25 protein-coding genes and 4 pseudogenes are annotated in these 26,312 nt (G+C 41.6%); 3 read left to right on the top strand and 26 right to left on the bottom strand.

Annotation, left to right across the window (positions count from 1 at the left end):
* Positions 1–4 precede the first annotated feature (4 nt).
* Positions 5–763 carry a quorum-quenching N-acyl homoserine lactonase AiiA gene (gene aiiA, locus ACR32F_RS17100; protein ID WP_440108992.1) on the bottom strand — a complete coding sequence of 253 codons (759 nt, stop codon included), beginning with the start codon at positions 761–763 and terminating at the stop codon, positions 5–7.
* Positions 764–913: 150 nt separating this feature from the next.
* On the opposite strand from aiiA, the pseudogene ACR32F_RS17095 reads away from it, so the two are divergent.
* Both ACR32F_RS17095 and ACR32F_RS17090 read left to right on the top strand, forming a co-directional pair.
* A pseudogene (locus tag ACR32F_RS17095) lies at positions 914–988 on the top strand (transposase); the annotation flags it as partial.
* A 578-nt stretch (positions 989–1,566) separates the two neighbouring features.
* Positions 1,567–1,839 carry a tyrosine-type recombinase/integrase gene (locus ACR32F_RS17090; RefSeq protein ID WP_440108990.1) on the top strand — a complete coding sequence of 91 codons (273 nt, stop codon included), beginning with the start codon at positions 1,567–1,569 and terminating at the stop codon, positions 1,837–1,839.
* A gap of 70 nt (positions 1,840–1,909) precedes the next feature.
* Here ACR32F_RS17090 and ACR32F_RS17085 read toward each other — a convergent pair whose 3' ends face one another.
* From ACR32F_RS17085 to ACR32F_RS17045, 9 genes are all read right to left on the bottom strand, one after another.
* Complete coding sequence (locus ACR32F_RS17085) at positions 1,910–2,869, bottom strand: L-threonine 3-dehydrogenase (protein ID WP_440108988.1); 960 nt, start codon at positions 2,867–2,869, stop codon at positions 1,910–1,912.
* A gap of 37 nt (positions 2,870–2,906) precedes the next feature.
* The gene (locus tag ACR32F_RS17080) at positions 2,907–4,097 is read right to left on the bottom strand and encodes a glycine C-acetyltransferase (RefSeq protein WP_440108986.1); all 1,191 of its coding nucleotides are present in this window, start codon (positions 4,095–4,097) and stop codon (positions 2,907–2,909) included.
* 1,559 nt (positions 4,098–5,656) lie between these two features.
* A complete protein-coding gene (locus ACR32F_RS17075) occupies positions 5,657–6,361 on the bottom strand; it encodes a lysostaphin resistance A-like protein (RefSeq protein ID WP_440108984.1) in 705 nt (234 codons plus the stop codon).
* Positions 6,362–6,470: 109 nt separating this feature from the next.
* Positions 6,471–6,680, bottom strand: a complete 210-nt coding sequence (locus ACR32F_RS17070; protein WP_440108982.1) for a helix-turn-helix transcriptional regulator — start codon at positions 6,678–6,680, stop codon at positions 6,471–6,473.
* Positions 6,681–6,684: 4 nt separating this feature from the next.
* Entirely contained in the window at positions 6,685–7,017 is a 333-nt protein-coding gene (locus ACR32F_RS17065) for a DUF6442 family protein (RefSeq protein ID WP_440108980.1), read from the bottom strand.
* A gap of 672 nt (positions 7,018–7,689) precedes the next feature.
* Entirely contained in the window at positions 7,690–8,070 is a 381-nt protein-coding gene (locus ACR32F_RS17060) for a hypothetical protein (protein ID WP_440108978.1), read from the bottom strand.
* A gap of 14 nt (positions 8,071–8,084) precedes the next feature.
* Positions 8,085–8,240: a hypothetical protein gene (locus ACR32F_RS17055; protein WP_440108976.1), complete on the bottom strand. Its 156-nt coding sequence runs from the start codon at positions 8,238–8,240 to the stop codon at positions 8,085–8,087.
* Positions 8,241–8,713: 473 nt separating this feature from the next.
* Positions 8,714–9,568, bottom strand: a complete 855-nt coding sequence (locus ACR32F_RS17050; protein ID WP_440108974.1) for an NAD-dependent epimerase/dehydratase family protein — start codon at positions 9,566–9,568, stop codon at positions 8,714–8,716.
* 51 nt (positions 9,569–9,619) lie between these two features.
* Positions 9,620–10,855, bottom strand: a complete 1,236-nt coding sequence (locus ACR32F_RS17045; protein WP_440108972.1) for an MFS transporter — start codon at positions 10,853–10,855, stop codon at positions 9,620–9,622.
* A 167-nt stretch (positions 10,856–11,022) separates the two neighbouring features.
* Between ACR32F_RS17045 and pdxR the strand changes: the two genes are divergently transcribed.
* On the top strand, positions 11,023–12,414 hold the full coding sequence (gene pdxR / locus ACR32F_RS17040) for a MocR-like pyridoxine biosynthesis transcription factor PdxR (RefSeq protein WP_440108970.1): 1,392 nt from the start codon (positions 11,023–11,025) through the stop codon (positions 12,412–12,414).
* 84 nt (positions 12,415–12,498) lie between these two features.
* Here pdxR and ACR32F_RS17035 read toward each other — a convergent pair whose 3' ends face one another.
* The 16 genes and pseudogenes from ACR32F_RS17035 to trxB all read right to left on the bottom strand — a co-directional run bounded on the left by ACR32F_RS17035 (position 12,499) and on the right by trxB (position 26,164).
* Positions 12,499–12,939, bottom strand: a complete 441-nt coding sequence (locus tag ACR32F_RS17035; RefSeq protein ID WP_440108967.1) for an NUDIX hydrolase — start codon at positions 12,937–12,939, stop codon at positions 12,499–12,501.
* Between the two features lie 13 nt (positions 12,940–12,952).
* Positions 12,953–13,042, bottom strand: a pseudogene (locus ACR32F_RS17030) (hypothetical protein); the annotation flags it as partial.
* 51 nt (positions 13,043–13,093) lie between these two features.
* Positions 13,094–13,213, bottom strand: a pseudogene (locus ACR32F_RS17025) (tyrosine-type recombinase/integrase); the annotation flags it as partial.
* Between the two features lie 313 nt (positions 13,214–13,526).
* Entirely contained in the window at positions 13,527–14,090 is a 564-nt protein-coding gene (locus tag ACR32F_RS17020) for a GNAT family N-acetyltransferase (protein WP_440108965.1), read from the bottom strand.
* A gap of 394 nt (positions 14,091–14,484) precedes the next feature.
* Positions 14,485–16,458, bottom strand: a complete 1,974-nt coding sequence (locus tag ACR32F_RS17015; protein ID WP_440108962.1) for a GTP-binding protein — start codon at positions 16,456–16,458, stop codon at positions 14,485–14,487.
* A 794-nt stretch (positions 16,459–17,252) separates the two neighbouring features.
* A complete protein-coding gene (locus ACR32F_RS17010; RefSeq protein WP_440108960.1) occupies positions 17,253–17,621 on the bottom strand; it encodes a hypothetical protein in 369 nt (122 codons plus the stop codon).
* A 681-nt stretch (positions 17,622–18,302) separates the two neighbouring features.
* Positions 18,303–18,422, bottom strand: a pseudogene (locus ACR32F_RS17005) (GntR family transcriptional regulator); the annotation flags it as partial.
* A 278-nt stretch (positions 18,423–18,700) separates the two neighbouring features.
* Positions 18,701–20,392 carry a dihydroxy-acid dehydratase gene (ilvD, locus tag ACR32F_RS17000; protein ID WP_440108958.1) on the bottom strand — a complete coding sequence of 564 codons (1,692 nt, stop codon included), beginning with the start codon at positions 20,390–20,392 and terminating at the stop codon, positions 18,701–18,703.
* A 20-nt stretch (positions 20,393–20,412) separates the two neighbouring features.
* Entirely contained in the window at positions 20,413–21,078 is a 666-nt protein-coding gene (locus ACR32F_RS16995; RefSeq protein WP_440108957.1) for a GntR family transcriptional regulator, read from the bottom strand.
* 906 nt (positions 21,079–21,984) lie between these two features.
* Complete coding sequence (gene fabZ / locus ACR32F_RS16990) at positions 21,985–22,401, bottom strand: 3-hydroxyacyl-ACP dehydratase FabZ (RefSeq protein ID WP_440108955.1); 417 nt, start codon at positions 22,399–22,401, stop codon at positions 21,985–21,987.
* Positions 22,402–22,831: 430 nt separating this feature from the next.
* Positions 22,832–23,026, bottom strand: coding sequence for an OsmC family protein (locus ACR32F_RS16985; RefSeq protein WP_440108953.1), 195 nt, complete (start codon positions 23,024–23,026; stop codon positions 22,832–22,834).
* Positions 23,027–23,038: 12 nt separating this feature from the next.
* Positions 23,039–23,260: an OsmC family protein gene (locus ACR32F_RS16980; protein ID WP_440108951.1), complete on the bottom strand. Its 222-nt coding sequence runs from the start codon at positions 23,258–23,260 to the stop codon at positions 23,039–23,041.
* A gap of 62 nt (positions 23,261–23,322) precedes the next feature.
* A complete protein-coding gene (locus ACR32F_RS16975; protein ID WP_440108949.1) occupies positions 23,323–24,051 on the bottom strand; it encodes a DsbA family oxidoreductase in 729 nt (242 codons plus the stop codon).
* 25 nt (positions 24,052–24,076) lie between these two features.
* Positions 24,077–24,733, bottom strand: coding sequence for a carboxymuconolactone decarboxylase family protein (locus ACR32F_RS16970; protein WP_440108947.1), 657 nt, complete (start codon positions 24,731–24,733; stop codon positions 24,077–24,079).
* 325 nt (positions 24,734–25,058) lie between these two features.
* Positions 25,059–25,208 carry a hypothetical protein gene (locus ACR32F_RS16965; RefSeq protein WP_440108945.1) on the bottom strand — a complete coding sequence of 50 codons (150 nt, stop codon included), beginning with the start codon at positions 25,206–25,208 and terminating at the stop codon, positions 25,059–25,061.
* Positions 25,209–25,234: 26 nt separating this feature from the next.
* Entirely contained in the window at positions 25,235–26,164 is a 930-nt protein-coding gene (gene trxB, locus ACR32F_RS16960; protein ID WP_440108943.1) for a thioredoxin-disulfide reductase, read from the bottom strand.
* Positions 26,165–26,312 lie beyond the last annotated feature (148 nt).

The following is a 26,312-nucleotide window of genomic DNA, read 5'->3' as shown; positions in this document are numbered from 1 at the left end:
TCCATTACAGGAAGTCAGGAAAGGTGCGGCATGTTTGCGCTTGATCTCTATCGTGTCCCAAGAAAACATAGGACGGCCGAACATCCTCAATCAACTCCTGCATGCGAGTAATCGATTTGGCAGCCATCTCTTGATCGAATGTCAAGAACGGTACGCTACTCTCGAAGTTCTCCCGAGTATAAGCAACATCAATCGTCAGAAGCACTGGACCCGACTTTTCCGTTGTGACGAGGACTGATTGATGGCCAGGGGAATGACCTGGAGTAAAGAAAATTTGAACCCCCGGCACCAATTCATGGTCACCCTCAATGATTTGATATTGTAAATCGGGCAGCCTGCATTCTAAAGGAGAGTAATCCTCGTTGCCTATGGCTGCATCATACTCTGCCCTTTGAATAAGGATCGGCGTATTGCGGAAATGCCCGTTTCCCCCAGAATGATCCAAGTGTAAATGAGAGCTAATGACCATCTGAATATCGTCAGGTCGATAACCGGCACGCTTTAACACATTTACGATCGAGTCGCCGTCCGACATGTTGGGTACGACGCGCCCTTCACGTCTAGTCCCCTTGTAGTAATCGGGATTGTTGATAAAAGCATCGGGCATTCCCGTATCGATGAGTATCGGCCCGCTGGTCGTTTCTAACAGAAAAGACCACACAGGCATTCCGACTAATTTCCCGGGGGCAAGGGTTCGATTAACTGCCGATTGATCTAGGAAACATTCACCTACAGGTAAAAAATACAGCTTCTTGACATACATCCCAATTTCACCCTTCATACTATAAATTCGGACAACTTGTCCGTTCGGGGTTTATTGTATAGGACAACTTGTCCGTTGTCAATTCGTCATCAGAAAATAAGGCCGATCATTTTGCTGAGGTGTTTTTTATGTTTGTCAACATTTCTATATTATGCGAAAGGCATGACCACTAGAGATATTCATGATCACTTAAATCAACTCTACGGAATCGACATATCCCCAAGCTTTACACTGCTCGAAGAAGAGCCGGTTTACAAGGAAGGGATTACCCCTGACATCGCCGGTCGAATTGCGGCAAGCGGTCAGCTTTTTGACACCGTTCGCCTTGCGGAAAAACGATTCCCCAAAAATAGCAAAAAGGCTGCTGGATCGATTTGTCCAAACAGCCTTTTGGGAGTGAATTTCCTACTTTACTTGAATATTATTTTGCTGCATCCACAAAGCCTAACTTTGAATCAGCATCTACTACACTCTAAGTTCCAACTTTGTTTTAGCAAACGGAACTTAGGGTGTTTTATCTGTTTATTTGTACATTTTTTCCAGTAAAGTTATACTGATCCTATCTGAACTGTATAACCTGGTGGAGCTCCTTATTCAGATTATTCATCGCATTGGGGTTAGAGCAGAACGAAAGGTAGAAAAGGAAATCCTGAAGGATTTACGGCGAGTCAGCACAAATATGGAATCTTGTTCAATCTAAGGTAAGGGCAGCAAGGATCGGATTGTTCCTTTCCCACAGACCTTTAAAGAGCTGCTGGCCATGCACGTCGATGTGATGAAAAAGAAACAGGCGGTCTATTTATTTGAATCCTCCTGGAAGAAAAAATCTTACGGATCGGGGAATCCGTAAGATTTTGGCCAAATATTCCGAGGAAGCCGGGCTAACTGAAAACCTATCCCCGCACAAGCTGCGTCACTTTCTGTTGACCTGGCTAAAAAAGCAGGGCATCGATGACGCGCTCATACAACCATATTCCGGCCACGAAAGCCGTAAATCGCTGGAAGTATATTCAAAGTTGGCGATCACCGATGCACAGTTTGAATACAACGAGGTTATCAATAAGTTCCCGATATAATTTCTGCTACTTTGCAGCGACGCTGGTACTACCCCTTCTACTCGCTTTGCACAGCGAATTCATAATAACTTTAAGCCTTGCGAAGCATTTGTCTCTCGCTTAGCTGGGAAAGCATATCCTTCGTCATGGCCTGCAGGTCGTAGCGGGCATGAAATCCCCATTCTGTTTTCGCTGCCGTCGCATCAATGGAATGCGGCCAGCTATCGGCAATCGCCTGTCTCTTCGGATCAACGTCATAATCGAGGATAAAGCCGGGAAACTCATCCCGAATCGCTTCAGCGATCGCCTCCGGATCCACGCTCATTGCGGTGACATTAAATGAATTTCGGTGCATCAACCGGGAAGAATCCGCTTCCATCAATTCGATGATAGCGTTCAGGGCATCCGGCATATACATCATGTCCATGTTTGAGTCCTTGGCGATATAAGATGTATACCGGCCAGCCGTCACGGCTGCGTAATAAATTTCCACCGCGTAATCCGTCGTTCCTCCGCCGGGAGGCGTCATATAAGATATCAAACCTGGGAATCGCAGCCCCCTAGTATCCAGGCCGTATTTGTGAAAATAATAATCACAAAGCAGTTCGCCGGACACTTTGTTCACGCCGTACATCGTATTGGGCCTCTGGATCGTATCCTGCGGGGTATTTTCTTTCGGAGTCGAAGGACCAAAAGATCCAATGGAGCTTGGAGTGAAAAATTGGCAGCTGAGCTCCCTGGATATTTCAAGTGCATTCATCAATCCGCCCATATTCAAATTCCAGGCAAGCAACGGTTTCTCCTCTGCGGTAGCCGACAGCAGCGCAGCCAAATGGATGACGGTATCAACTTCGTACCGCTTGGCGATTTCGAACATCGCCTTATCATTCGTCACGTCCAGCAGCTCGAATGGCCCGGATCGGGTGATTTCGTGGGCTGATGACCTGAGATCCGTAGCAACGACGTGATCCGCACCATAAATTTCACGTAATTTAACAACTAACTCAGAACCGATTTGGCCCAGTGCTCCGGTCACCAAAATCTTGTTCATAAGACATTCCTCCCGAAATATACTCCCGCGAATGCAGCTAAATCAGCTTCATTTCCTTGCCAACTCTCTCATAAACGGAGATCACCTGGTCGAGCATCTCCTTGGTATGGGCAGCTGTCGGCATGTTGCGTATTCTTCCGGTTCCTTTCGGAACCGTCGGAAACAGGATTGCCTTGGCGTAAACGCCTTCTTCATAGAGCCGTTTGCTGAACTGTTGGGTGGTTACTTCATCGCCAATGATACAAGGTGTGATCGGCGTTTCGCTTTGGCCTACATCATATCCAAGCCGGCTCAAGCCATTTTTCAAATCATTGCCGTTCTCCCACAGCTTCTCGATCAGCTCTTTGTCATTCATCAAAATGTCGACAGAAGCGCTGCAAGAAGCGATTGCAGCCGGAGGTAGCGATGTCGAGAACAGAAACGGACGGCTTCTCAGCTTCAACCATTCGATCAGTTGTTTTTTACCCGCCACATAACCGCCGACAACGCCGATCGCCTTGGAAAGAGTACCAATTTGAAAGTCAATGCGATCGGACAATCCAAAATGCTTCACGGTTCCCGCACCTGCTCCGAGAACGCCCGAACCGTGGGCATCATCCACATAAGTAATCAGATCGAATTCTTCTGCTATTTTCACGATTTCGGGCAGCTTTGCTATATCACCATCCATGGAGAAAACCCCGTCGGTGATGACCATAATTTTATGGTACTGACCGGATTCCTTGGCATCTTTCGCCTGCTGTCTTAAATCATTCATATCCGAATGCTTAAAGCGAATCACCTTGGCTCTCGACAGGCGGCAGCCATCAATAATCGAAGCGTGATTCAGCTCATCTGATAAAATCGCATCATGCTGGTCCATTACCGCGGATATAGCAGCCATATTGCAGTTAAATCCCGATTGATACACGATAACGGCTTCCGTTTTTTTGAAACGGGCCAGTTTTTCTTCAAGCTCAATATGAAGATCCATCGTACCATTAATTGTTCTCACAGCCCCTGCGCCTGCCCCGTATGTCTGCGACGCCTTAACTGAAGCATCAATCAGGCGGTAATCTGTTGCCAGTCCCAAGTAGTTATTGGAAGACAAATTGATTAGGGACTTTCCGTCGATACGAATAACAGGACCATTTGCACCCTGCAGCGTATCGATGACGTTATATAGACCTTTAGTCTTTAGATCTTCGATGTTCGAACTTAAAAATTGGTCCAATGCTTGACTTGACATTCCATTCCCTCCTCGATATACGTATGTCCTCGTACAGGAGACATAGTAATCTCCAAAAAACCCTGTTATAAAAGGGATTAAACTAATTTCAATGTATCATCTTTTTTATTTATTGTACACATGTGGCGGACAAAAAATAAAAATATCCGCAAAAAAAACATAGCGATTGCTTCCCCCATTCCCGGAAGCAATCGCTACTAAAACTTTGCTTATATCTTTCGCTGCTCGGTAACTTCTTGTGCAGCCATTATTTCTTTTGCTTATTCCTTTAAATCAATCGATTTACCCCGGTTCAAACGGGATTCTTCCGCGGCAAACGCAATGAGATGACTCCGTACGGAAGCGCTTGCCGAGGTTAGGATCTCCTGACCACTATAGTTCCATAGCTACAAACTCCTTAAGGGGCTAGCATTACCCATGCCAACAGCGCTGTTCGGATCATCATGTTCGCCTGTAGCAAAAGCTGCCTCTTCAATATAATAGACACTCGTTTCTTTTGAAAAATGTCGACGCCATCATGCAAGAAACGGGTGGCCGCGGAGTCGATGTCGTGTTCGACACCATCGGCGGCAACACATTGTCGCGCAGCCCCGACACGCAAGCACTCCTTGAACGAAGCTATTTTTCAAGCCCTTGCGCAAAGGGATACTGCCTTAGTAAAAAAAATCATGCAGCAGTCCCAATGGAATATCAATGAAGGTGTCGTCAGCATCGCGAAGGGCTGACAAGGGCGAAGCAATTATACGCTCATTAATATTACCAATGAAGTAACAGCTCTACCTTGAAATGGTGAAAAAAAGACCTACAACATTGGTGTAGGTCTTTTTTTAATGCAGCGTTTACTCGTACGCGGACACAAATCGCCCATACCAAGTCTACAGCATCCCCCCCGTCGATCTCAACATTTGCTGCCGTATTCCATGTCATTATAATCCGGTTGCCGACGCAGTATTTTGCTTGAACCAATGGACCTGCTTTACTAGATCATTTCGTTGATAGTGACATAGATATATACCCTCCTTCTTTACAGCTCTTTTATGATGAATATACACGGGTAAAAACACAAAATATCAATATCACCCGGGTATATTTATTAAATCCTATAGATTCTGTGCACTCTTTCTAGAGCATCACATTACTTTTTTGGTTCGTATCACTGACCACTCGTAATTGTATTTTCTTAATATTGGACTGGATATTAAGACTATTTTGCCCATTAGATTTACAAAAGAAAAAAACAATTAAATATATGCCTATTCGGTAATCGGACTAAGTTCTTGTCCTCAGATTGGTGAATGGAGCAATTTCTTGTTTGCGACACCATACCGATTAGATACACGACTAATTGGTAATAGGAACAGGTTCTTGTCTAATACGGTAATCGGTACAAGTTCTTGTCTTTAGTAAAGTAGCTATAACATGCTTGTTAGTGATAAGATTCATGTGGACAATGATTTTTAGTCTTTACAATTGGTAGCTCCGGAAGTTCAATGGTCAGAGATTACTGCTGATACCTCCTTCACTTCCAATTTTTTTACTTATCATGTTTATTTTTCATCTCACAGCATCAATGCAATAAAAAATGAAAGAATTGTGGCTAGAGCATTATGCACAATATGCACTATCACACCAGGCCAAATAGATTTTGTTCGATAAAACAAGTAAGAAGTAAATAACCCCGTTATAAAAGCTACAATAAAAATCTCGTTGAGACCGTGCGCTAATGCAAAGATCAGAGAGCTTCCCGTGATGCTTACCCAAGGACGATAACGTAATAAAGCACTCGTGATAACACCTCTGAAAGCCAATTCTTCACCGATAGGTGTTGCTATTGCGATTAGTATAAATTGAATGCTAAAAGAAAGTGCCCCACCTGTAGCAGCTGCATAATAAGGTTCTTGAACATTAGAGAAAGTGCCGCCCAGTAATGCGTATAGCAGCGTCCCCCCCCTTGCGAGTATAAATACGATTACTCCGAAGCCCACTCCTATCATTAACCATCGTCTAGATATGGGACGTATTCCAAAAGGGACTTTTGTCCGAAGGCGAATAGAATACGCTGCCAAAAACGCCCCTATGCCGGATAATGCAGACAAAGCCGAATAACTTAAACCGTAAAATACGAGATTGGACTGCCCGAACGTATTAATAACTTGGGCTCCTATAGCAACTATTAAAACATAACTGATAAGACATATTACAACTTCATATAAACCTGGACGATGTAATTGATTATTATTCCCATGTAATGTTTCCTCCATCATTCATTCACCTTAAAGCATGTTTAAATTCAATGCTTTCCCTTTCATATGTGTATTCTAGATATAGATACGTAGAGTTAACTCGTGATCGTGAGGAGATGGTTGAGATTATTCAATCAAAATAAAATAGTTCTTCAAACTTCTTATCCAAAGCAATACAAAGAATCAAGGCCAGTTTTGCTGTAGGATTAAATTGTCCTGTTTCGATGGAACTAATAGTATTCCGAGAAACGCCGACTAACTTTGCAAGCTGAGCTTGTGATATGTTTTTTTCAGATCTTGCTTCTCTTAGAAAATTTTTTAAGATCAATTCATTTTCCATCAGATCACCCTATATAAGTTGTTATCAATTTAGAAATATGGATATACGTTAAAATCACCGTTGCGAGCGTATATAAAATCGCTAACACTATATCTCTTCTTTGTTTCATACGAAGTGCTGTAACAACGAAACTGACGGCAGAAACAGAAAATATAATAGCATACAAACCAAAGTTCAATCCCCCACCAACCAGACTTTGCGTCACAAAAAAGATCGTAGCCAAAAAGATTGCTGCAATAGAACCAACATTTCCTGCATTGATCTGGACTTCTCTTTTATGTAAATCCCTGTCTTTGTTTTCTTTCCTACTTTTCGATAATATTTCATCTTTGTTCACAAAATCCCTCCTAAGAAATTGCCAAGTTTTATTGTCATGAGCCAATCATACTCCTGCCAAGTTTTGTTGTCAATTATTTAATAAGATCGCATTAGTCGGCAGTAGCACAATATTCTTGTCCCTACCAAAAAGGAACCCAGCTCATGTCCCCAGATCGGGGCAAGAACTTGGTAATGAATTTAACCATTACGCCGGAAGCTTAACGAAAAATAGAGCAGTTGCCGACAGGCAATCTACTCCATAATGTCCTATACTAACGCTCCCCATTAGTATTTGAGTAATACTTCCCTTTCACCAAACGGCCTGTATACAGCCAACGATAGATTGGTTTGAAGCGGACCATAGGGTATCCCTCTTGACGGAGACGGCCTACGATCTGCTCGGAAGACCACGTGGCTTGAAGCTGTCCATTTTCCGGCTGGGATGGAGGACTTGCGTCGCTGGATATAGCTCTCCGGAGATCGCTCGGCACGGTAGGGCTTTTGCGTTTCGACGGAGTTCTCGGCAAATGCGTGATGCTTGGCCAAATCACTTAAACATAAAATGGCCCTCTTATTTCTGTGATTTAAAATAATTATAATATTAACGCACCCACATCTCTTGGAAAGAAGAGGTGGGTCCAACTATCGTTTCCCGTTAGTTGATTAATAAAAATGTTACCTTGTCCTTAACTTATCCTCGATTATGATCTAACCCTTGCCCCAAATAAGTCTTTTGAGGTAAATCCATATTGTTGTATAATTTAGAAATTTCCGAACGAAAAGTATCCTGTGATTTAATAGTGAGTAGATATCCATTTATAGTGTTAACAATCATCTCAATTTCAGATAAATTGTATGAATCCATATCCATTTTCGAAATGATCACTTGCTTACCAAGCACTTCTGATAAAGAAAAGATAATTTGTTTCTTTACACCGTCATTTAAATCTTCAAACAGGAGTACAAGGTTTTCAAGGTCATCCTTGTTACCTTTCGTCAAACTGGGGGATTGTATAGCAATATGTTCAGGCGATGAAGACTTGATAGCATAAATCTCAATGATGTCATCCATTTTAAATTTATAGTTTATGCTTCTTCTGTTTCAACAAATAAGTAGCCCTCATTTAATTCTTTTGAAACACCACGGAAAAATTCATCTTGATTATTAACTTTAAGTACTACAGAACGTTGTTTATTAACTGTCATCTCAATAAATTGTCTCTTATTCATCATATTATGCAATGTGTTCTCCTCCCTTTTTAGAGATAAGGTTATTCTATATGAGGTATGCTGTTCCCTTTTTTCCTTAAACTAACCTGCCCGTTAGCTTAATGAATTAATGGGCGGAACAACGATTAGATATATGACTAATCGGAAATAGGAACAAGTTCTTGTCCAATACGGTATTCGGTACAAGGCACAAGTTCTTGTCCTTGGCTCGGGACACGAACTTGTGCCGATAAAATAAAAAAGTCGCTTAAATAGCGACTTCAATGGGAATATGTTCTTGTCCCTCGACAGTACCGGGGTTCATTTCCTCCGGCAACTGGCGGCTGCTTAGAACTCGAAAGGTGCTTTAATCTCTGTCTCACAAACAGGAGTCAGTCCCCCTCCTTGTTTGCTTTTTTCTCGTTCTCGACAATCCGTATCGTTGTGTTTCTTTATAGATGAATACCTTCTAATCACTTAGAGATAAACTGCTAATCAAGTGAAGGTTATCGTAAAGACTTAGAAAAGCCTGTTCTCCATGTGGGATATTGAGGAATCCACCCGCATTCGTGTTTGGCTTTGCGGTTCGAGGCCCCTCTCTCCCACGGACTTGCTCCAGATTGAATGTCTGGTGTAGGTGCACCTAAGGCTTGAGCGTATACAGGAAGCCAGTCTATCCCTTTAGCTGGTTCATCATCAACGATGTTATACGTACCTGTCGGCCAATCCAACGCCAGCAAAGCAGCATTCGCGGCATCTTCAACATGAATAAAAGAAGATACCCCATCCGTTGCCTTAACTTCTTTTTTACTGATCTTTTCTGCTGTTTCCCCATTTTTAGCGTACCAAGTTGCTGGTCCATACAAAGTGCCATATCGCAAAATGACATGCGCAGGAATTTCTTTAACGGCTTCCTCGAGAGCCAACACTCCGTTAATCGTGGTATTTCTAGGCATAGGAGCATACATGTCCAATGCTGTTTCTTCCGTCGCAGGAGTCGTGCCAGGTTCATATGCCCATGAAATACTCTGTGCGATGATTTTCTCTACCTTCGCCTGTTTTGCTGCATCTACCAAATTCCGGGTTCCTTCAATTCGTATGCGCGCATTTTCTGCTGAGCTGCCTTGTCTTAATGAGGTTAATTGATGAATAACAACATCAGGTTTAATTTCATTTAGAATTTTCACCATTTGCTCCCCATTGAACACATCTGCAAGAATGGCTTTGGCTCCTATTTGTTCGATGGCCTGTCTTTGCTCTTCTTTCCGCGTCATACCGATTACTTCATGGCCAGCTTGTATTAACTGCGGCAGCAATAATCTCCCAATAACGCCACTAGCACCAGCAACAAAAATTTTCATAAATATAGCCCTCCCAAGTTCATTTTTACATTCTTTTATTGTGTCATTTTCTTAGATTTTGTTTGAAAATATCAATGAATCTTCTTTAGATGCAATAGATAAGGATATGATTCCCATAGCTACAGAGATGAATACCATTGCCAAGATTGCTGCATTAAAATGACCCATACGATCATGCAAGTAGCCCGTTAACAAAGGACCGGCCGCTCCAATGAGAAATCCTATGCACTGAGTCATGGCTGCCCATGAGACCGCCTCTTCAGGTGAAGAGGTCATTTCAACCGGAAGTAAGTTGAGCAATGCAAACAGCATACCTGATCCCAAACCACAGATTACCACTGCAAGCCACAAATAAGAGGAACATAAGATAAGTAACAGACCTGCAGCTTGCATGATAGAGGATGCGATTAGCCAGTTCCGTCTTGAAGTATGCACTTTTAGAAGCTGTTGCAAAACGGCACCACTCGGAATTTGTACTAAAGCAAACAGGGTTAGCATAAGTGCGGCGTGAAGTATGGATACACCTGCCGCAATGAGCATTAAGGGAAGCCAAGCTAAAAGGGAATAAAATACAAGAGATAACAATCCGAATTGCACAGCTAGAATCCATGCTGTTCCCTTTTTCCAAGGTAGTTCTAACGATTTCCCAAGTAAACTTTTTGAATTAGCTTTAGAGCTACAAGACTGTCGTTTCAACACAATGAACCATATAGGCAAAGCCAGAATCACAGGTATCAGCCAGAATGACAGAGACATTTGCCACGAATGAAGCCTCCAATGCAAGGGAGAAGTAAGGCCTGAACCAAGTGCTGCCCCTAACGCTAAAGCCATGGAGTAGATTGCAATCATGGAGGGTGCTCTGTCAGCCATATGTTTTTTAATAAAGCCGGATAACAAAGGTCCCATCATAGCAATACCCATACCGGATAACAATGTAGTCAAAAATAACAATGAAGCGGAATGGATAAACAGGCGTAAAAGCGTACTCCCTCCGATCAGCATCAAGGACAAGGTGATAACTCGCTCAATGCCCAGCCTTTCACTTAATTTTACAGAGAACGGAGCAAGTATTCCCATACATAACACCGGAATAGAAACTAGCAAGCTGGATACAGCACCACTTAGGCCAAGATCATGTTGAATGCTTCCCAAGACGGGGGCAATGGATGAAACAACGGGTCTCAAATTGAGTGATGCCATAAAAAGTGCCGTAACGCACAGCCAACGATTCAATACGTAGTCTTTGTCGATTGGTTTGGAAGATATAGTCTCAGGTATTATACTCATCGTGGGTGCTCTAAGGCTGTGGGCTCTACGGTTTCTCATGAGATTAACTTCTTTCTTTAAGGATTTGGAATTGGTATGATTTATGATAGCATGATATATTGGTTATCATTAGTGCCAATTTTGATATAATTTGACCATACCAATTTAATTTAAAAAGGAGATCCCTCATGCAACTCGGACGAAATGAAACGAAAACCAGACGGGTATACTCGTTTATCAGAGACCGAATTATGCAAGGCAGTTACAAGGCAGGAACTCCACTTCCCTCTACTCGGGAGCTTGCCAAAGAACTTGGGGTCTCACGTGCCCTTATTGTGGAGGTATATGAGCAGCTAACAGCTGAAGGATTTTTGGAAGGTAAACAAGGTGCGGGAACCTTTGTAAGAGATATTGGAACAAGCAGACCACTCCATAAGCAGCCTGAAAAATGTCTTGGCCGTAATGAGTATGTCGCTCCTGAAGATGCCAATCGTTTACCAAATATTGATTTTCGTCCCAGTTTTCCTGCTCTCGAGCATGTTCCTCTTCAGAAATGGAGAAGAGCTGCACTGGATGTATATCATGATCTTCCCCCTTCTGTGCTTGGGTATCAGGAGGATATGGCCGGCGAAGTTCATCTTCGAGAAGCCATTTGTGAGCATCTTCTTCATATTAAAGGCCTTCACTGCCTGCCTTCGCAAATTATAGTCACGGCTGGCGCAACCCAGGCTTTTTCGATATTGAGCAAGCTTTTATTAACGCCTGGTGAAACGATTGCCATGGAGGACCCTACGGCAACATTTATTCAAAATGTCTTTGCATCGTCAAATGCCCGGATTATACCTGTGCCCGTCGATGCCAATGGTCTATGTGTAGAGCAGCTTCCAACCCATGAGAAGCTTAGATGTATCTTTGTGACCCCTTCTCATCAATTTCCATTTGGGAGTATACTGTCGATCAGCAGGCGCCTCCAATTACTTGACTATGCTCGAAGCTCAGGAGCTTACATCATAGAGGATGATTATGATAGCGAGTTCCGTTATGGCGGAATGCCTGTTCATGCTTTGCGAGAGCTTGATGAAGAGCGGGTAATCTACGTAGGAACGTTTAGTAAAAATATGTTCCCTGCTCTAAGGCTTGGTTATATTGTGGCTCCGCAAGAGCTGGTAGACTCGATCATACAGCTAAAACGTACGGCCGATATGCAATGTCCTGCCTTATCGCAACTAACTTTGACCAAATTTATGAACGAAGGGCATTTGAAACGTCATATTTTGCGAATGAAACGAATCTATAATAAACGAAGAACTCACCTGATTACGGTGTTGACGGATACGTTCGGAGAAAAGGTTCAAATATCGGGTGATGCTGCGGGTTTGCATCTTATCGCAACTTGGCCAGGCCGAAACGCCGATCTTTTGACTGCAATGGAACTTGAGGAGCACCGTATCAAGATTTACCCAGCCGAGCGATATACTATTCGCAAAGACCAGTATAACGAAAGCCTTATCATGGGGTTTGGCAATGTGAACGAAGTACAGATCTCCCAAGGAATTCAGGCTCTTGCACAATTTATATAAAACAGTGAGCAGTTATGTTCGTCTAACGTTCCCATCTATTATTTACAAGCAAAAAGGAAGGGCCTTTGCCCTTCCTTTTAATATTCATTCCATTGTAAAATCAGATGATTCCTTCATCAAAATAGGATACCTGCATGCTTTTCCTAACGATTTCTTGTAGACTTTCCTTGTAAAATGGCATGAGCGCATCCGCTTCTTCAAGACGAATCCAGGCAATCTGTCTGATCTCATCAGGTCTTGAAATGGCTTCAACTCAGTCACAATACATGCTCTGAAGGTTACACATATACCGTATTCTGAACAATCTCTCTTTTGATACTCATTAATAGCTACGACTCCCTTGAGCTTTACATGTAACCCTGTTTCCTCACATACTTCACGAATAGCAGCGACTTCTAACGTTTCATGAGCTTCAACTTTACCTCCCGGAAGAGACCAAGTCTCTGAGCCTATGTTTTGAACCATTAATATATGTGAATCATTCGGGTTGGTGATCAATGAATAAACGGTATGCAATCTGTTCATCTTATAATCCTTTCTAGATGTTTACGCTAATGACCCCGAGAAGAATAATAGCAATGCCAGTCCATTGGCTTTTCGTCAGCTTTTCTTTTAAAATCAAGCCAGCCATAAGTATGGTAACGACACTATATAACGAAGTAAGTGCAGATGACTGAGGGAATGGAACGATGCGTTCCTTGCTGCCCTTTCCATTATTAATGCGAACTTGGCAGTAATAAAAATCAATATCCGTCAGCAGAATATTGATTAGTTCGCTAACGCGGATACTGGTCTTATGCTCATGATATTTCGCTTATTAATATCTAACTGCCCGTGTTTATCTCTTATCGAGTCATTTGTTACATAAGAAATGCGAAAACTGTCCTGCATTATGCTGAGTATTAGGGTTTTAATTCATCGCTTTTCATTTAGATATTCATCTAATCGGTAATCGGACTATGTTCTTATCCATTCTGGCAATCGGTACAAGTTCTTGTCCCTCGATATCAGTTCTTGCATTAAGTCGGAAAATCAACCAACCTTCGCAGATTTGATTAACTTTACCTCAGCTAATCTCTACGGAAATTTCCTGCAGGTCCCTTGAATGCGGTCTAACTCTTCCGATAAGCAACCTTGTGAAAAGCATTGATATAACGAAACAGTGCTTCACCATCATCAGGCACATGCGTGCTTCTATCCAGTGGCAGCATCATTGCCTGATACGGCTCTGGCACCATTCTATATTGATGGACATAGGAGGTCAGGATGAACCCGTTGCGTTGCCAGAACTGAACGCGTTCCTGATGAGCCTCCGTTGTCCCGGACTCCGCCTCGATAATCATACCTTTGATCCCGTGTTTCCTTAACGCCCAGGCTCTGAGCTGCTCCAGCATCCAGGTCCCTATGCCCAACCCGCGCAGCTTCTGTTCAACCGCGAGGTAATCGATGATCAGGATGCGGTCCGCAGCCTTCCCCTCCAGTCCAGTAACAGCCATCGCAACCACTTCTCCATGATGCACGCCCGTGTGTAAATAACCAATCCCCCGGTCCAGCATACTGCGCAGAATCGCTTTTGTCTTAGCGCCGCTTTGAAAAGCCTCATGATAGATCCGCTCCATCCGCGCCCACAATGCTTCATCCCATTCCTCTATAGTAGTAAACTCTAATTCCAGCATCTCATTCGCCTCCAGATTTTTATCATAACAAATCCCGCCTCTGCTAATAACACTGTTAAACGTTTGTAAAATGAAAGGGGTAAATTTCCAACTAATTATTTTATATATATCCACGTTCCATAAAGGTATATCTTTAAGGATATGTAAGATAAAAAACTGAATTGACCCTCCGTTATTCCAATGTATTCTATTCTTTCACATGGTGACTCATCCAACTGATGCAGCTTTAAATCCCAGTTCGTGTGCCTTAGCCCTAAAGCTTTATTCAGATTTATCGTGATCACCCTTTCTCTTGCCTGACGATAGGGACTCTACTGTCTAGTTCTTTTATAAATGAGTCAAAGAAAAAGCAGTGTACACCGCTTGTACGCTGCTTTTTACTCGCTTTATCAGCTTACACCGAATTCAAGACATGTAAGAGATATTCCTTCCGATTTAATGGATTATGATCGTATCTTGTACATGATGGCACTTCACCATCGAAGGGCTGATAGCCATAAAATTCGGATAGCAATACACCTTCACCTTGGGTCCAACCCGGAAGTTGGTTCTTGAATGACTGAATATTCTTAATCGGGATCATGCCATATATCATAAATACCTGGTCATTCTGAATCGGATCCTGATAGGTTGAAGACGCTTGAGTTAGTTTAAATAAAATCCTACTTAGATAATTAGCCGGAACCTCTAATTCGAACCGATGAATGGGTTCATAAATTTGAGTAGTTGCTTCAGCTAGTGCTCTCATTAACACAAGAGGCGTTAATTTTCGAAAATCACTAGCTGTACTAACTGCACTTGCATAGGCGGTATCAGTAAGTGTCACGATTAGATCGCGAACTTCCCAACCATATAGTCCTTGCTTAAGCGTCTCATAGACGGTTTCTTCAATTGCCTTATGAAACGATAAAGGTAGGGAGCCGAGCTCTACTTCTAGATGATATTCTATACCGGTTGAACGAGGATTCGGATCAATCCGAAAGCCTACGGTACCATAAAATGGGTTTATCTGGTCTCCCATTCTCTCAACTGCCTCCCCTGTAAAGATAGGCTTTTCAATATAAATAGGCTGTGTCGCAAGAAATTCGATATCGATTTGAGCGTCTTTTTTCAGTTGATCCCGAATCACTTCTTTTTGAATTTCACCATAAAGATGAATAGATAGCTCCCTTTGAAGAGAATTCTGTTTGATATGAATAAATGGATCCTGTTCGGCTAATTTTTTCAATGCTCTGAATAAATGAATTGTCTCGTTTTCGTCAGAGGCTTTGATCGTTGTTACTAAACTAGGCGGCGAGAACAGAGTTTCAGTCGTTTCATTGGAAGGAACACCGATATCATCGCCAACCTGGCACTCTGTTAACCCCATAATCTTTACGATATCTCCACTTGCAGCAATTGTTCCATCTGTTGTTTTTCCAGAAAAGAAGTGTTTCAACCCCGTGACCTTGTTGGTAAATTTGATAATTTCTCCTGTTTGATTCATCCGATAATAGGAAAGACTCTCACGTATCTTGATTTCACCAGAGAAAACTCGTACGTAAGCGATCTTTTCGTCGTTTTTTCCACGTTCAATTTTAAAAACTTTCCCTCTTGTAAAAGAAGTATTTTCATAATGAACGGAAGAATGGCAATTCTGTATGGCTGTAATCAAATGGGGAATGCCCTCACCAGTAATTGCTGAACCAAATAGCACCGGATAAAGCTGTGCTTGCTTGAACTGTTCTAGAAACTCCGATTCAAAGTCAACGGGGGCTAAGTCTTTAGCGCTGTAAAGATATCGTTCGAGAAAGCGTTCATTATTATCAGCTAAACGATTTGCTAGGCCCTCCATAAATTTCTGATTGTTTTCCGTGAACAATTCCATATGCGCGGCTGATGTGCCGATATTATAAACAAAGCCCATTGCTAGAGCATGAGGTGTCAATTTATCATGGATCTCAGTTAGTAACGATTCGTACCTAGCACCCACACGATCAATTTTATTGATAAAAAAGATTGTAGGGATTTTTAATTTAGCAAGTGTCTTCATCAAAACTCGTGTCTGAGTTTGAATACCTTCGACAGATGAAATGACAAGGATGACTCCATCTAATACTCGTAAAGCCCTCTCAACTTCAGAGATGAATTCGGGGTGACCTGGTGTATCAATCAAATTCACTTTCACATTATTAACCGTAAAGGAAACGACAGCAGATTGAATAGTAATTCCTCGTTGTCGTTCCATTTCCATAGAATCTGTTTGCGTATTTCCTTTATCAACACTGCCGATTTCAGATATGATACCAGTTTCAAAAAGTAATCTTTCAGTTAAACTCGTCTTTCCTGCGTCTACATGCGCAAGAATCCCTATATTTATATTTTTCAATCGTTATCATCCTTTTTATTTTCATATTATTCTCCTTTTGTATAGTCATAGTATTTTTTCGCATACTATTCACGCTCCTTATATGTAATACCCTTATTATACTTTTTATGAATTTTATTACAAACCTTCAACATCACATGACAATGAATAAAACAAAAAAACGCTATAATAGCGACTTTAATGGGTATATGTCCTTGTCCCTCGACAGTACAGCACTAATTCGTCGTGTTCGGAACAAAATCGGTAAAAAAATGAAAATTTCGAATGAAATTCTGCAAAAGTTTTCAGACATGAATTATTAAGTACTTTTAATAGAAGGAAAAGAAATTGATACTGTCTATTAACAAATAAGTACCGTTAGCCTCCCTCTTCTGTGACAAGAACTCTGGTGCCATGTTCAACATCGGCGCAGCCGTGAATCCGATCCACTGGTTGGGCTAATGGGAATCTGTTCTTGTCCCTTGACAAGATCTTCTCAGAAGAGATCACTATTATCAAATAGGTATTTTCGTTCTCCTGTCCACGATTATTTATGGTAATTGAATTGCTCTAGCCATAAAAATCTCATCTACTTCACTCACGGACATCCCCAAATGTTTACTAGCTTTCTCAAGTACAATGGGGTCGTGTATTTTAGGAACGTAATTGTTTCCGTAATTCGTTAAAACATCGAACTCCTGCATCATATACTTGTGAACTGTGTCAGCATCACTGTTTTGAGTATTACTTGTTTGTACGCTTTCAGTTTTATAATATGCAAAGGAACTTGTGGTAATTTGTTTTTTTGTAGAGTGCTACGTAATCTTAAAGATAAATGGAGATTCATCCTCATAGAAATCATTCAAGTATTTGTAATAATTGATCAAATCCTCGTTTCGGCCCGTGTAACCCTTGGGAATGCTGTACAAGGACTCTAATACTTTTTTATCTTCTCTAGCTTGGTCATAGATATGATACATAGAAAGGTAATACATCATCTGGAGATCCTGACTTGGTGTTTGGAGCTTATCAATGAAATCCGTTATGAGTGTGTATTGTTCTGTGGCTAAATAGCCGTTTACCTCATCCCAAATTGTCTCGCTCTCGATCGCTGCTGTCAGAGAATCACTCGTACTAAAAGCGTATGTATATCCAATCATTTTTCCAAGGGTATCTTCGGACAAAACAAACTCACCCTCAAGATTTTCGCCTTGCTTACCAATTATGTTTTGAACTGAGTCAGGCTGTATCATAGCTGCTTGAGATGTGATTCGAAGACTATACGTTCCAGGTATTAAACCTTCTCCATTATTAGAGATCTACTCACTTTCTATCATACCGTTATTGACTTGAACTTTTGCCTGAGCAGAATATTCATCTTCACCTTTTACAGATAGAACAAGTTTCATTTCATTTGGTAAATTAGTGGTGCCGGTGAATTTGAGTCTGTTTTCCTTATCAAAATCTTCTGTTACGGTAAGTTCAACATGGAGACTACCGCTCCCTTTCCCTGAGCACGCACGGAGTACGAGAATTATACTAAAGATGTAGTATAATTCCTGCTTTGATTTTCTTATGTTTGATGTATATCCCTCCCAATTTTATTACTCTTTATATCTGAGAGATCTTGAATGTTGATACTTCATTGGGGCAAATCAGTTATGTCCACTCCCTGTTTACCTTTCCATCGTTTCCGTTGACTCATACAATGTAAACATTTTCATGTATTATGGTACTTAATTAGGTTTTAAGTGCATGTGATGGACGTTTAAATATATATCTAATCGGTAATAGGAACATGTTCTTGTCCATTCCGGCAATCGGTACAAGTTCTTGTCCGCCGCCGCCCGGTTCTCTAACTAATTGGAGCGGCTGACACACAGTGACTCAGCTAATTCAGCGTCGATAAGTTTTTCTCGAGGCTGTAATGTGCCATCGATAATCCAGCGTTGGATTTGAAAGAAGGCTCTCTCTTTTGCAGAAATCGGAGTTGTTTATACAAAATCTTTAGGTATCGGCATTTTAAACATCCTTATGTTAGTAATAATAGTAATATTGCAATGCAATATATCGTATATATACATTATATTTAAGAGAAACAATAGAATATCTGACTTCGCAATATTCAATTATCATTACCGTTACCAAGCTAATTGCCCGTAAGCTTAAAAAGGCAGCGGTCGCACTGACCAGCTGCCTTTTCTTCTATATTCAACTATCGTTTGCCAGTAGCTTAGCCATAGTTCTGATAAAAGGTTATATTTTATTCAATTATATCTGTTACTGCACCTCTTGATGCAGAGGAAACAAGTCTAGCATATTTGGCTAGTACACCTGAACTTACTTTAAGTGGAGGTTGCACCCAAGCTTGCGCCCGAGCAGTCAATTCTTCTTCTGTCACTTGAACCGTTATCTCCTGTATTTCGCTGTCAATGGTGATTATATCCCCATTCCTCAGCAGAGAGATCGGTCCACCTACCTGTGCTTCGGGTGACACATGGCCGACTACAAATCCATGCGAGCCACCCGAGAATCTACCATCCGTTATAAGGGCAACTTCCCCGCCCAGACCTTTACCTACAATTAATGCTGTAACGGATAGCATCTCAGGCATACCTGGCCCGCCCTTGGGACCGCAATAACGTATGACCAATACATCTCCTTGTTGGATTTCATTTTTCATAATAGCTTCCGTTGCTTCCTCTTCGCTGTCGTACACCTTTGTCGGACCGGAAAACTGCTGTTTCTTCATACCTGACATTTTGGCAACGGCACCTTCAGGAGCGAGGTTACCTCTAAGCACCACCAATGGTCCATTTGGCTTAAGTGGCTTATCCAATGGGCGAATAATCTCTTGGTCATTTTGAAGTGGAGTTGCTTCGGCTAGGTTTTCTGCCAAGGTTTTTCCAGTGACTGTGAGACAGTCACCATGAAGGAGTCCCTCAGCAAGCAATAACTTCATTACCCCGGGTATACCGCCAACATCATTCAAATCCTGCATGACATATTGGCCGCTTGGCTTAAGATCTGCCAAATGAGGAACACGCAAGCGGATTCGCTCAAAATCGTCTAATGTTAAATCAACTTCTACCGAATGCGCAATGGCCAGCAAATGGAGGAACGCATTTGTTGAACCACCCAAAGCCATCACAACCGTAATCGCATTCTCAAACGCCTTCTTTGTCATAATGTCTCTTGGGTAGATTTCCTGTTCAAGTAGTGAGATGACCTGTTTACCTGCTGCTGCACATTCAGCTGCTTTATCAGTTGAAATGGCTGCCGTAGAAGAGGAACCGGGTAAACACATTCCCATCGCTTCTGCCGCTGCGGCCATAGTATTAGCGGTATACATTCCTCCACAAGATCCTGGACCTGGGCAGACACTGCATTCTACCTTATGAAGTTGTTCATCTGTCATTTTTCCATCATGATATTGGCCAACTGCTTCGAAGGCTGAAACGATATCAACATTTTTACCGTCGAGATTGCCAGGTTGAATCGTTCCGCCATATACGTAGACGGATGGAATATTCATCCGTCCGATTGCCATCAAACATGCAGGAGTGTTCTTGTCGCATCCACCTATGGCTACGATGCCGTCAAAACGCTCGGCCCCAGTGACAATTTCAATAGAATCTGCAATAGCTTCCCTGCTCGGCAGTGAGAACAACATGCCTCCATGCCCCATCGAGATTCCGTCTGAAACTGTAATCGTATTAAAAATTAGGGGAGCACCGCCATGATTACGTGCCCCTTGCTTGGCTTGAATAGCTAATTCATTTATGTGCATATTGCACGGTGTTACCTCACTCCAAGTACTAGCTACGCCAATCATTGGCTTTTTGAAATCATCATCAGTAAAACCAACTGCACGTAGCATCGCTCTGTTCGGTACACGGTTAACACCTTCACTGATTACCTTGCTTCGAATACGAAGATCTTTTCCCTTTTCCAATTTTCCTTGCCCCTCTCAGTTCAAAGTATTTCGTTCAGCTCCTGCATCGGACGGATGAAATTTTGTTTCATTAGTACGTGAGCATAGTCGCTATCCTTACTCTCAAGAGCTTTAATAATGGAATCATGCTCTTCGACAGAAGCGTGTGTGGCAGTAATAGGCTGCTTTAAGAACACGTATTTAAATCGTCGAATGTGAATCTGAAGCGATGCACTGAATGTAGTCACATATGGATTATCTGAAAGCTCCACGATATGGTTATGAAATTGTTCATCCATCTCCATTGCTTGGTAAACTTGACCGCTATTAATGGCACTTGCAAATTCTAGATTAATTGCTCTCAGTTGCTCTATCTGCTCTGGAACAATAATCTTAGCGGTAACTTCAGCTGCTAAGGCATGAAGAGCAGCCATAGTTGAATACATCTTAAAAATATCATCTTTCTCGACTTCCGTTACTTTTGTTTCTTTTCCAGGATGCATGGAAACGAGACCTTGTACTTCGAGTAACTGAAATGCTTCCCGAATAGGTGTCCGGCTTACTCCAAGCGTTTCCGCCAATTCAGAATCAATAAGCTTTTCACCTGGTTGAAGCGTACCATCGATAATCCATCGTTGAATCTGGGAAAATGTTCTTTCTTTTGCAGACATACGGATAGGTGAGGCAAAATCTTTAGGTATCGGCATGGTTATCATCCTCACTTTTCAATTTCTTATATGCAATATATCGCATACATATATTGAATGCAAGGTTTGTTTGATTTTTGTAGTTTCAATTAAATTAGATATTATCTACCGATACGTTATCCTGCCTGTTTGTATTATGAGATCAACCTGTTCTTTCTGGTTGATCCTTTTTGTATTAAATTCTAGGATTAGGGTGGCCGAGTCGAACGTACCTGCCCGTGGGACTGAGATCCCGAGCGCTATAATGTTCACCCCTACTTGTCATGCCATGTTTGAGGCTGGTTGGGACCTAGTTCCCGTATCACATGCAATGCTGAGGAGAGAAAAGATAGTTCATAGGGGGCTACCGATAAATTTACTTTGATGAGAGATCAAATGAACCCCGTTATAGGTTATAGGGCTAGACATACATAAAGAAGAAAGCCACGGACAAGCTTTTTTACATCGAGGACAATCATATCGAGGGATTTTCCATTTCGAACATACACGAGATGGTCTCGATCTATTCAGGACATCGAAAATGAATCAGATCTAGAGGAGAGGAATTCGAACCATTCAAAAAAAGAGGTGTGCAACTACTTAATATAAAGTCATTGACGAGATACTTAAAATGACAATCAACGTACTGTTATCTTCAAAAATATGGGCGATGAGAGAGGTGGATTAATGAACGAGTTCAACGGTTGATAGTGGCTGCAAAACAAAACCCATTTCAGCAAATGATGTATGAGAGCCGCCTCATCAATCTTAAGATCTTAATTAGCCTTATTCTTTAGTACCAGTCCCAAGAGCATCTTGCTATGTTGAAACAACCATTGATGCCCTGGCTACTGAGATTGAAGATTATGATTTAATCCAGTCGATTCCTGGTATTGGCCCTAAAATTGGTGAAATCAACAGATTTGATCATCCCAAAGAAACTGGTTGCTTTTGCAGGCATAGATCCTTTACCATTGCGATACCTTTTGCTTTAACAATCTGTCCCTTGGTTCGGGTCACTTCGAATTCAAGATGGAATTGATCCCCTGGTTTTACTTGCTTTTTGAACCGACTATTATCAATAGCAGTCAGTAACCCTATCTTATGGTTATTTCTCTCTACGTTGGACATAGCGATACCACCCACCTGTGCTAGTACTTCGACAATCAAGACTCCAGGCATGACAGGATAATCGGGAAGGTGACCAAGGAAATAAGGTTCTTTAAAAGTCACATTTTTGATTCCAACGGCTTTCTTTCCCTCAACAATTTCTAAGATTCTATCGACCAAAAGAAAGGGATATCTATGGGGAATAAGCTCTTTAATTTGATTAATATCAAGCATGGATTTCCTCCTCTAATATTGGCTTATAACCATTCTAACGTCATTTGGAGAAATCAGCCATTATTAAACTAACCCGCCCGTTAGCTTAACGAATTAACAGGCGAAAATCGACTAGATACATTAATCAGTAATCGGACTATGTTCTTGTCCATTCCGGCAATCGGTACAAGTTCTTGTCCTTGGCTCGGGACACGAACTTGTACCGTTAACATAAAAAAGCCGCTAAAATAGCGGCTTCAATGGGAATATGTTCTTGTCCCTCGACAAATGATTTCATCAAAATTGTATTTCAATGGTTACTCCACTCCTAAGGCAAGATTCTGATTTTTCACTTAAAAAAGTAGACATTATGCGATATATTTCTCGCATAATGTCTACGCTTCTACAAAACAATCAAGTATTCGTGGTTTTAACCGTTAAGTGTATACGTTTAAGTCACTTTAACGTTTCTTTCAATGGTGTTTCTCACAGGCGATATTTCTATAGCTTTCGCAATCAATTTTTCAATCTGTGCGTCATCTGCGTCACTGTCTACATTGAACCGAACGTTTATTTCATCGAATCCAGAATTCCCTTCCTTTAAGCCAAAGAAAACATTTAGATCGATTTCGCCAAGCTGTCGCAATGAATCCAACACCTACACACGCTCAACTGGATTTGGCCCTTTTCCAGTTCCGGATAGCCATTCTGGCTCATCCATAGGTACCGGCTTATAGTCCCCAACCTCGGCTTCAGAGTAAAAGCCATCTTTCCATTTTACTGTAGAAGCAAAACTTGTAATCGCCTCTTCAGGGTTCTTCTTATAATTTTCTGCCAAGCTTCCGAGCATATTCACATCTACACCATTTAATTTACTCATGTTTAGGCTCCTCTATTTTAAATTTTTACGTAAACCGATCTAATTGAATCCTCGCTTGTCTTTTATGACTTTTTAGGAGGGATCGCACATCCTGCATCAGTACATATTCCCTCACTAGAGGTTTCATCAGAAAGCATTTCAAACTTAGCTGCAGGATGCTCTTCTTCCCAAACTTTCTCCAACACTTGAGAGAACGATTCTGACGGCTGTGCTCCTGAGACTGCGTATTTTTGATTGAATATAAAGAACGGTACCCCACTAATTCCAACTCGACGAGCCTCATCCTGATCTTTTCGTACTTGATCTGCATAGAGATCTTTGGATCTCAAGACACCAAGTGCTTCTTCTCTATCCAATCCAACGGATACTGCAATATCCGCCAACGTATCATAATTTCCTACATCCTTTGATTCCGTGAAATGAGCGACAAGCAACTTTTCATTTAGCGTTGTTTCTTTATCTTTCGTTTTCGCCCATTTTAATAAACGGTGGGCATCCAATGTATTGGTAGGTTTCAGACTGTCTAATTGAAAAGATAATCCTACGCTATTGGCTTGTTGAGTCAAGTGACTCATGAATTCTTTCGCTTGTTCTCTTCCACCGAACTTTGGGGCTAATTTATCTGCAAAACTTGTTCCATCGTATGAGGAAGCGGACGGATCAAGTTCAAAGCTCTTGTATTCAATATTAATTTTATCTTTATAAGGCAATCCTTCTAGAGCTTTTTCCAGATTTTGTTTACCTATATAGCAGAATGGACATGCGATGTCAGACCAGATTTCAATATTCATGTGTATCCTCCCGTTTCAGTTAAAGTTACTCGTCAAATGCAACCAGAGCATTTACGCCATGTGCAAGAGCCGAACCTGCTTTTAATGCTGTAGCTACCATGATTGATTCAGCCAGTTCTTCTTTCGTTGCACCAGCTTTTTTAGAGGCTTTGGTATGAATGTCAATGCAATATGGACAACCCGTGGTATGAGCTACCGCAACTGCAATCAATTCTTTCTCCTTGGTACTGAGTGTGTCGGCTTTTAACGCTTGCTGATCAAAAGAACCAAAGGCTTTAAAGGAATCACTTAGTTGGGTAAACTCTCTCAGCCGATTAATATATGATGCACGATACAACTCATCGTCCTCATTTCCATCATACGCGTTCAAAGCATTAACACCATGAGCCATTGCCGAACCTGCTTTGAGTGCTGTTGCAACCATGATTGATTCAGCCATTTCCTCTTTTGAAACACCATTTTTCTTAGCTTGTTTCACATGAGCTTCAATACAGTAAGGGCATCCCGTGGTATGGGCTATAGCAATTGCAATAATTTCTTTGAATTTTGCAGTTAACTTACCTTCAGCTAGTGCTAACTTTTCAAAAGTGATAAATGCCTTGAAGATCTCTGGAGAAACCGAGTTGAATTCTCCAATACGCTTGAAATTTGATTTTTTAAATAAACTGTCTGTATGACTCATAGTAAATCCCTCTATTCATTCGATTTTGTTAAAGAATCTAGCTTACACTTTAATTGTATTAATCAATTGATTAATTGAATAATAAGACGTGTTGACACACTAGTCAAGCACTTTATACAAGTACGTTCCTTTTAAAATAAAGTATTCAACGCCTCACGTGTATACGGAAGTAAGTCTTCGGTTTTTCCTTCGCGTATTTTATTTAGGAAACACAGCTAAAGGGAACCAACTGAGCCTGTGTCCATATAAAATCCAGCAACGGGTATTTTTTTGCGATCTAACAGGTACGCTAGAGTTAAAGCATAACAAGCGATGGCAGAGGACATCAGAAGTTGTTGTGGATTAGTTCCTCTCCGCTTCCCCCTTTAGAAACTGGGATGGCTACTTGGGTTTGCAAATTATCGCTTTTAATGCGACCCAATCCCTTTGCGTCTTTGAACCAAACCGTATTCATAATCATCTTTTGATCCTGCATTCTAATTTGCTCCTTTCCCCATGTTTTTAATTATGTTCTAAAGAGTCGATAAACTTTTCGCTATCCATGGCTGCCATAGCTCCTGATCCTGCTGCAGTAATGGCTTGACGATAACGAGTATCTTGTACATCACCACAAGCAAAGACACCTGAGATATTGGTCAATGATGTGCCGGGAACTGTGACAATGTAGCCATTCCCATCCGTCTCAATTTGACCATTTAAAAACTCTGTATTCGGATGATGACCAATTGCTACAAATACACCGTGTGCGTCTAGAATTTCTTCTTCCCCTGAGACATTGTTTTTGACTTTCAATCCGGTCACTCCACGTTCTCCAGCCACTACTTCAAGTGGGGTTTTACTTAAAGCCCACGCAATTTTAGGGTTTGAACGAGCGCGATCTTGCATAATTTTGGAAGCTCGTAGTTCCTCGCGACGATGCACCACAGTCACTTTGGAAGCGAATCGTGTTAGAAAGTTTGCCTCTTCCAAGGCCGTATCGCCCCCACCGACTACAATGAGTTCCTTATTTCTAAAGAAGAACCCATCGCAAGTGGCACAAGTGCTCACTCCACGACCTACATTTTCTGTTTCACCTGGTATTCCTAAATATTTCGCACTGGCACCGGTTGAAATGATAAGCGTTTCAGTAATAATTTCACCTTTGCCATCCACGTCCAGTTTAAACGGTCGGTTATTCAAATCTACTGCTTTTACCCAACCGTTAACAAACGTAGCCCCGAAGCGCTCAGCTTGTTTACGCATATTATCCATTAACTCAGGTCCCATGATTCCTTCTGGAAACCCAGGATAATTCTCAATTTCGGTTGTGGTTGTAAGCTGCCCTCCTGGTTCGAGTCCTTCAATGACGAGTGGATTCATATTCGCACGAGCCAAGTAAATTGCTGCGGTCAATCCCGCTGGCCCTGTTCCGACAATTACAGATTTGTACATAAGCTATCCCTCCAAATTTGGGTGTGTATAACAATTACATATACGAACAACTTTTAATATTCAATTGATTAATTGAATTATAGCATTGTAAATTGTCTTCGTCAACTGTTCCTTATTAATTGACTACAAGCGGGAAATCCATGGTTTG

This window comes from Paenibacillus hebaui (genome assembly GCF_051934385.1).
In the GTDB taxonomy this organism is placed as follows: domain Bacteria; phylum Bacillota; class Bacilli; order Paenibacillales; family Paenibacillaceae; genus Paenibacillus.
This window is presented reverse-complemented; position numbering and strand designations above follow the sequence as displayed.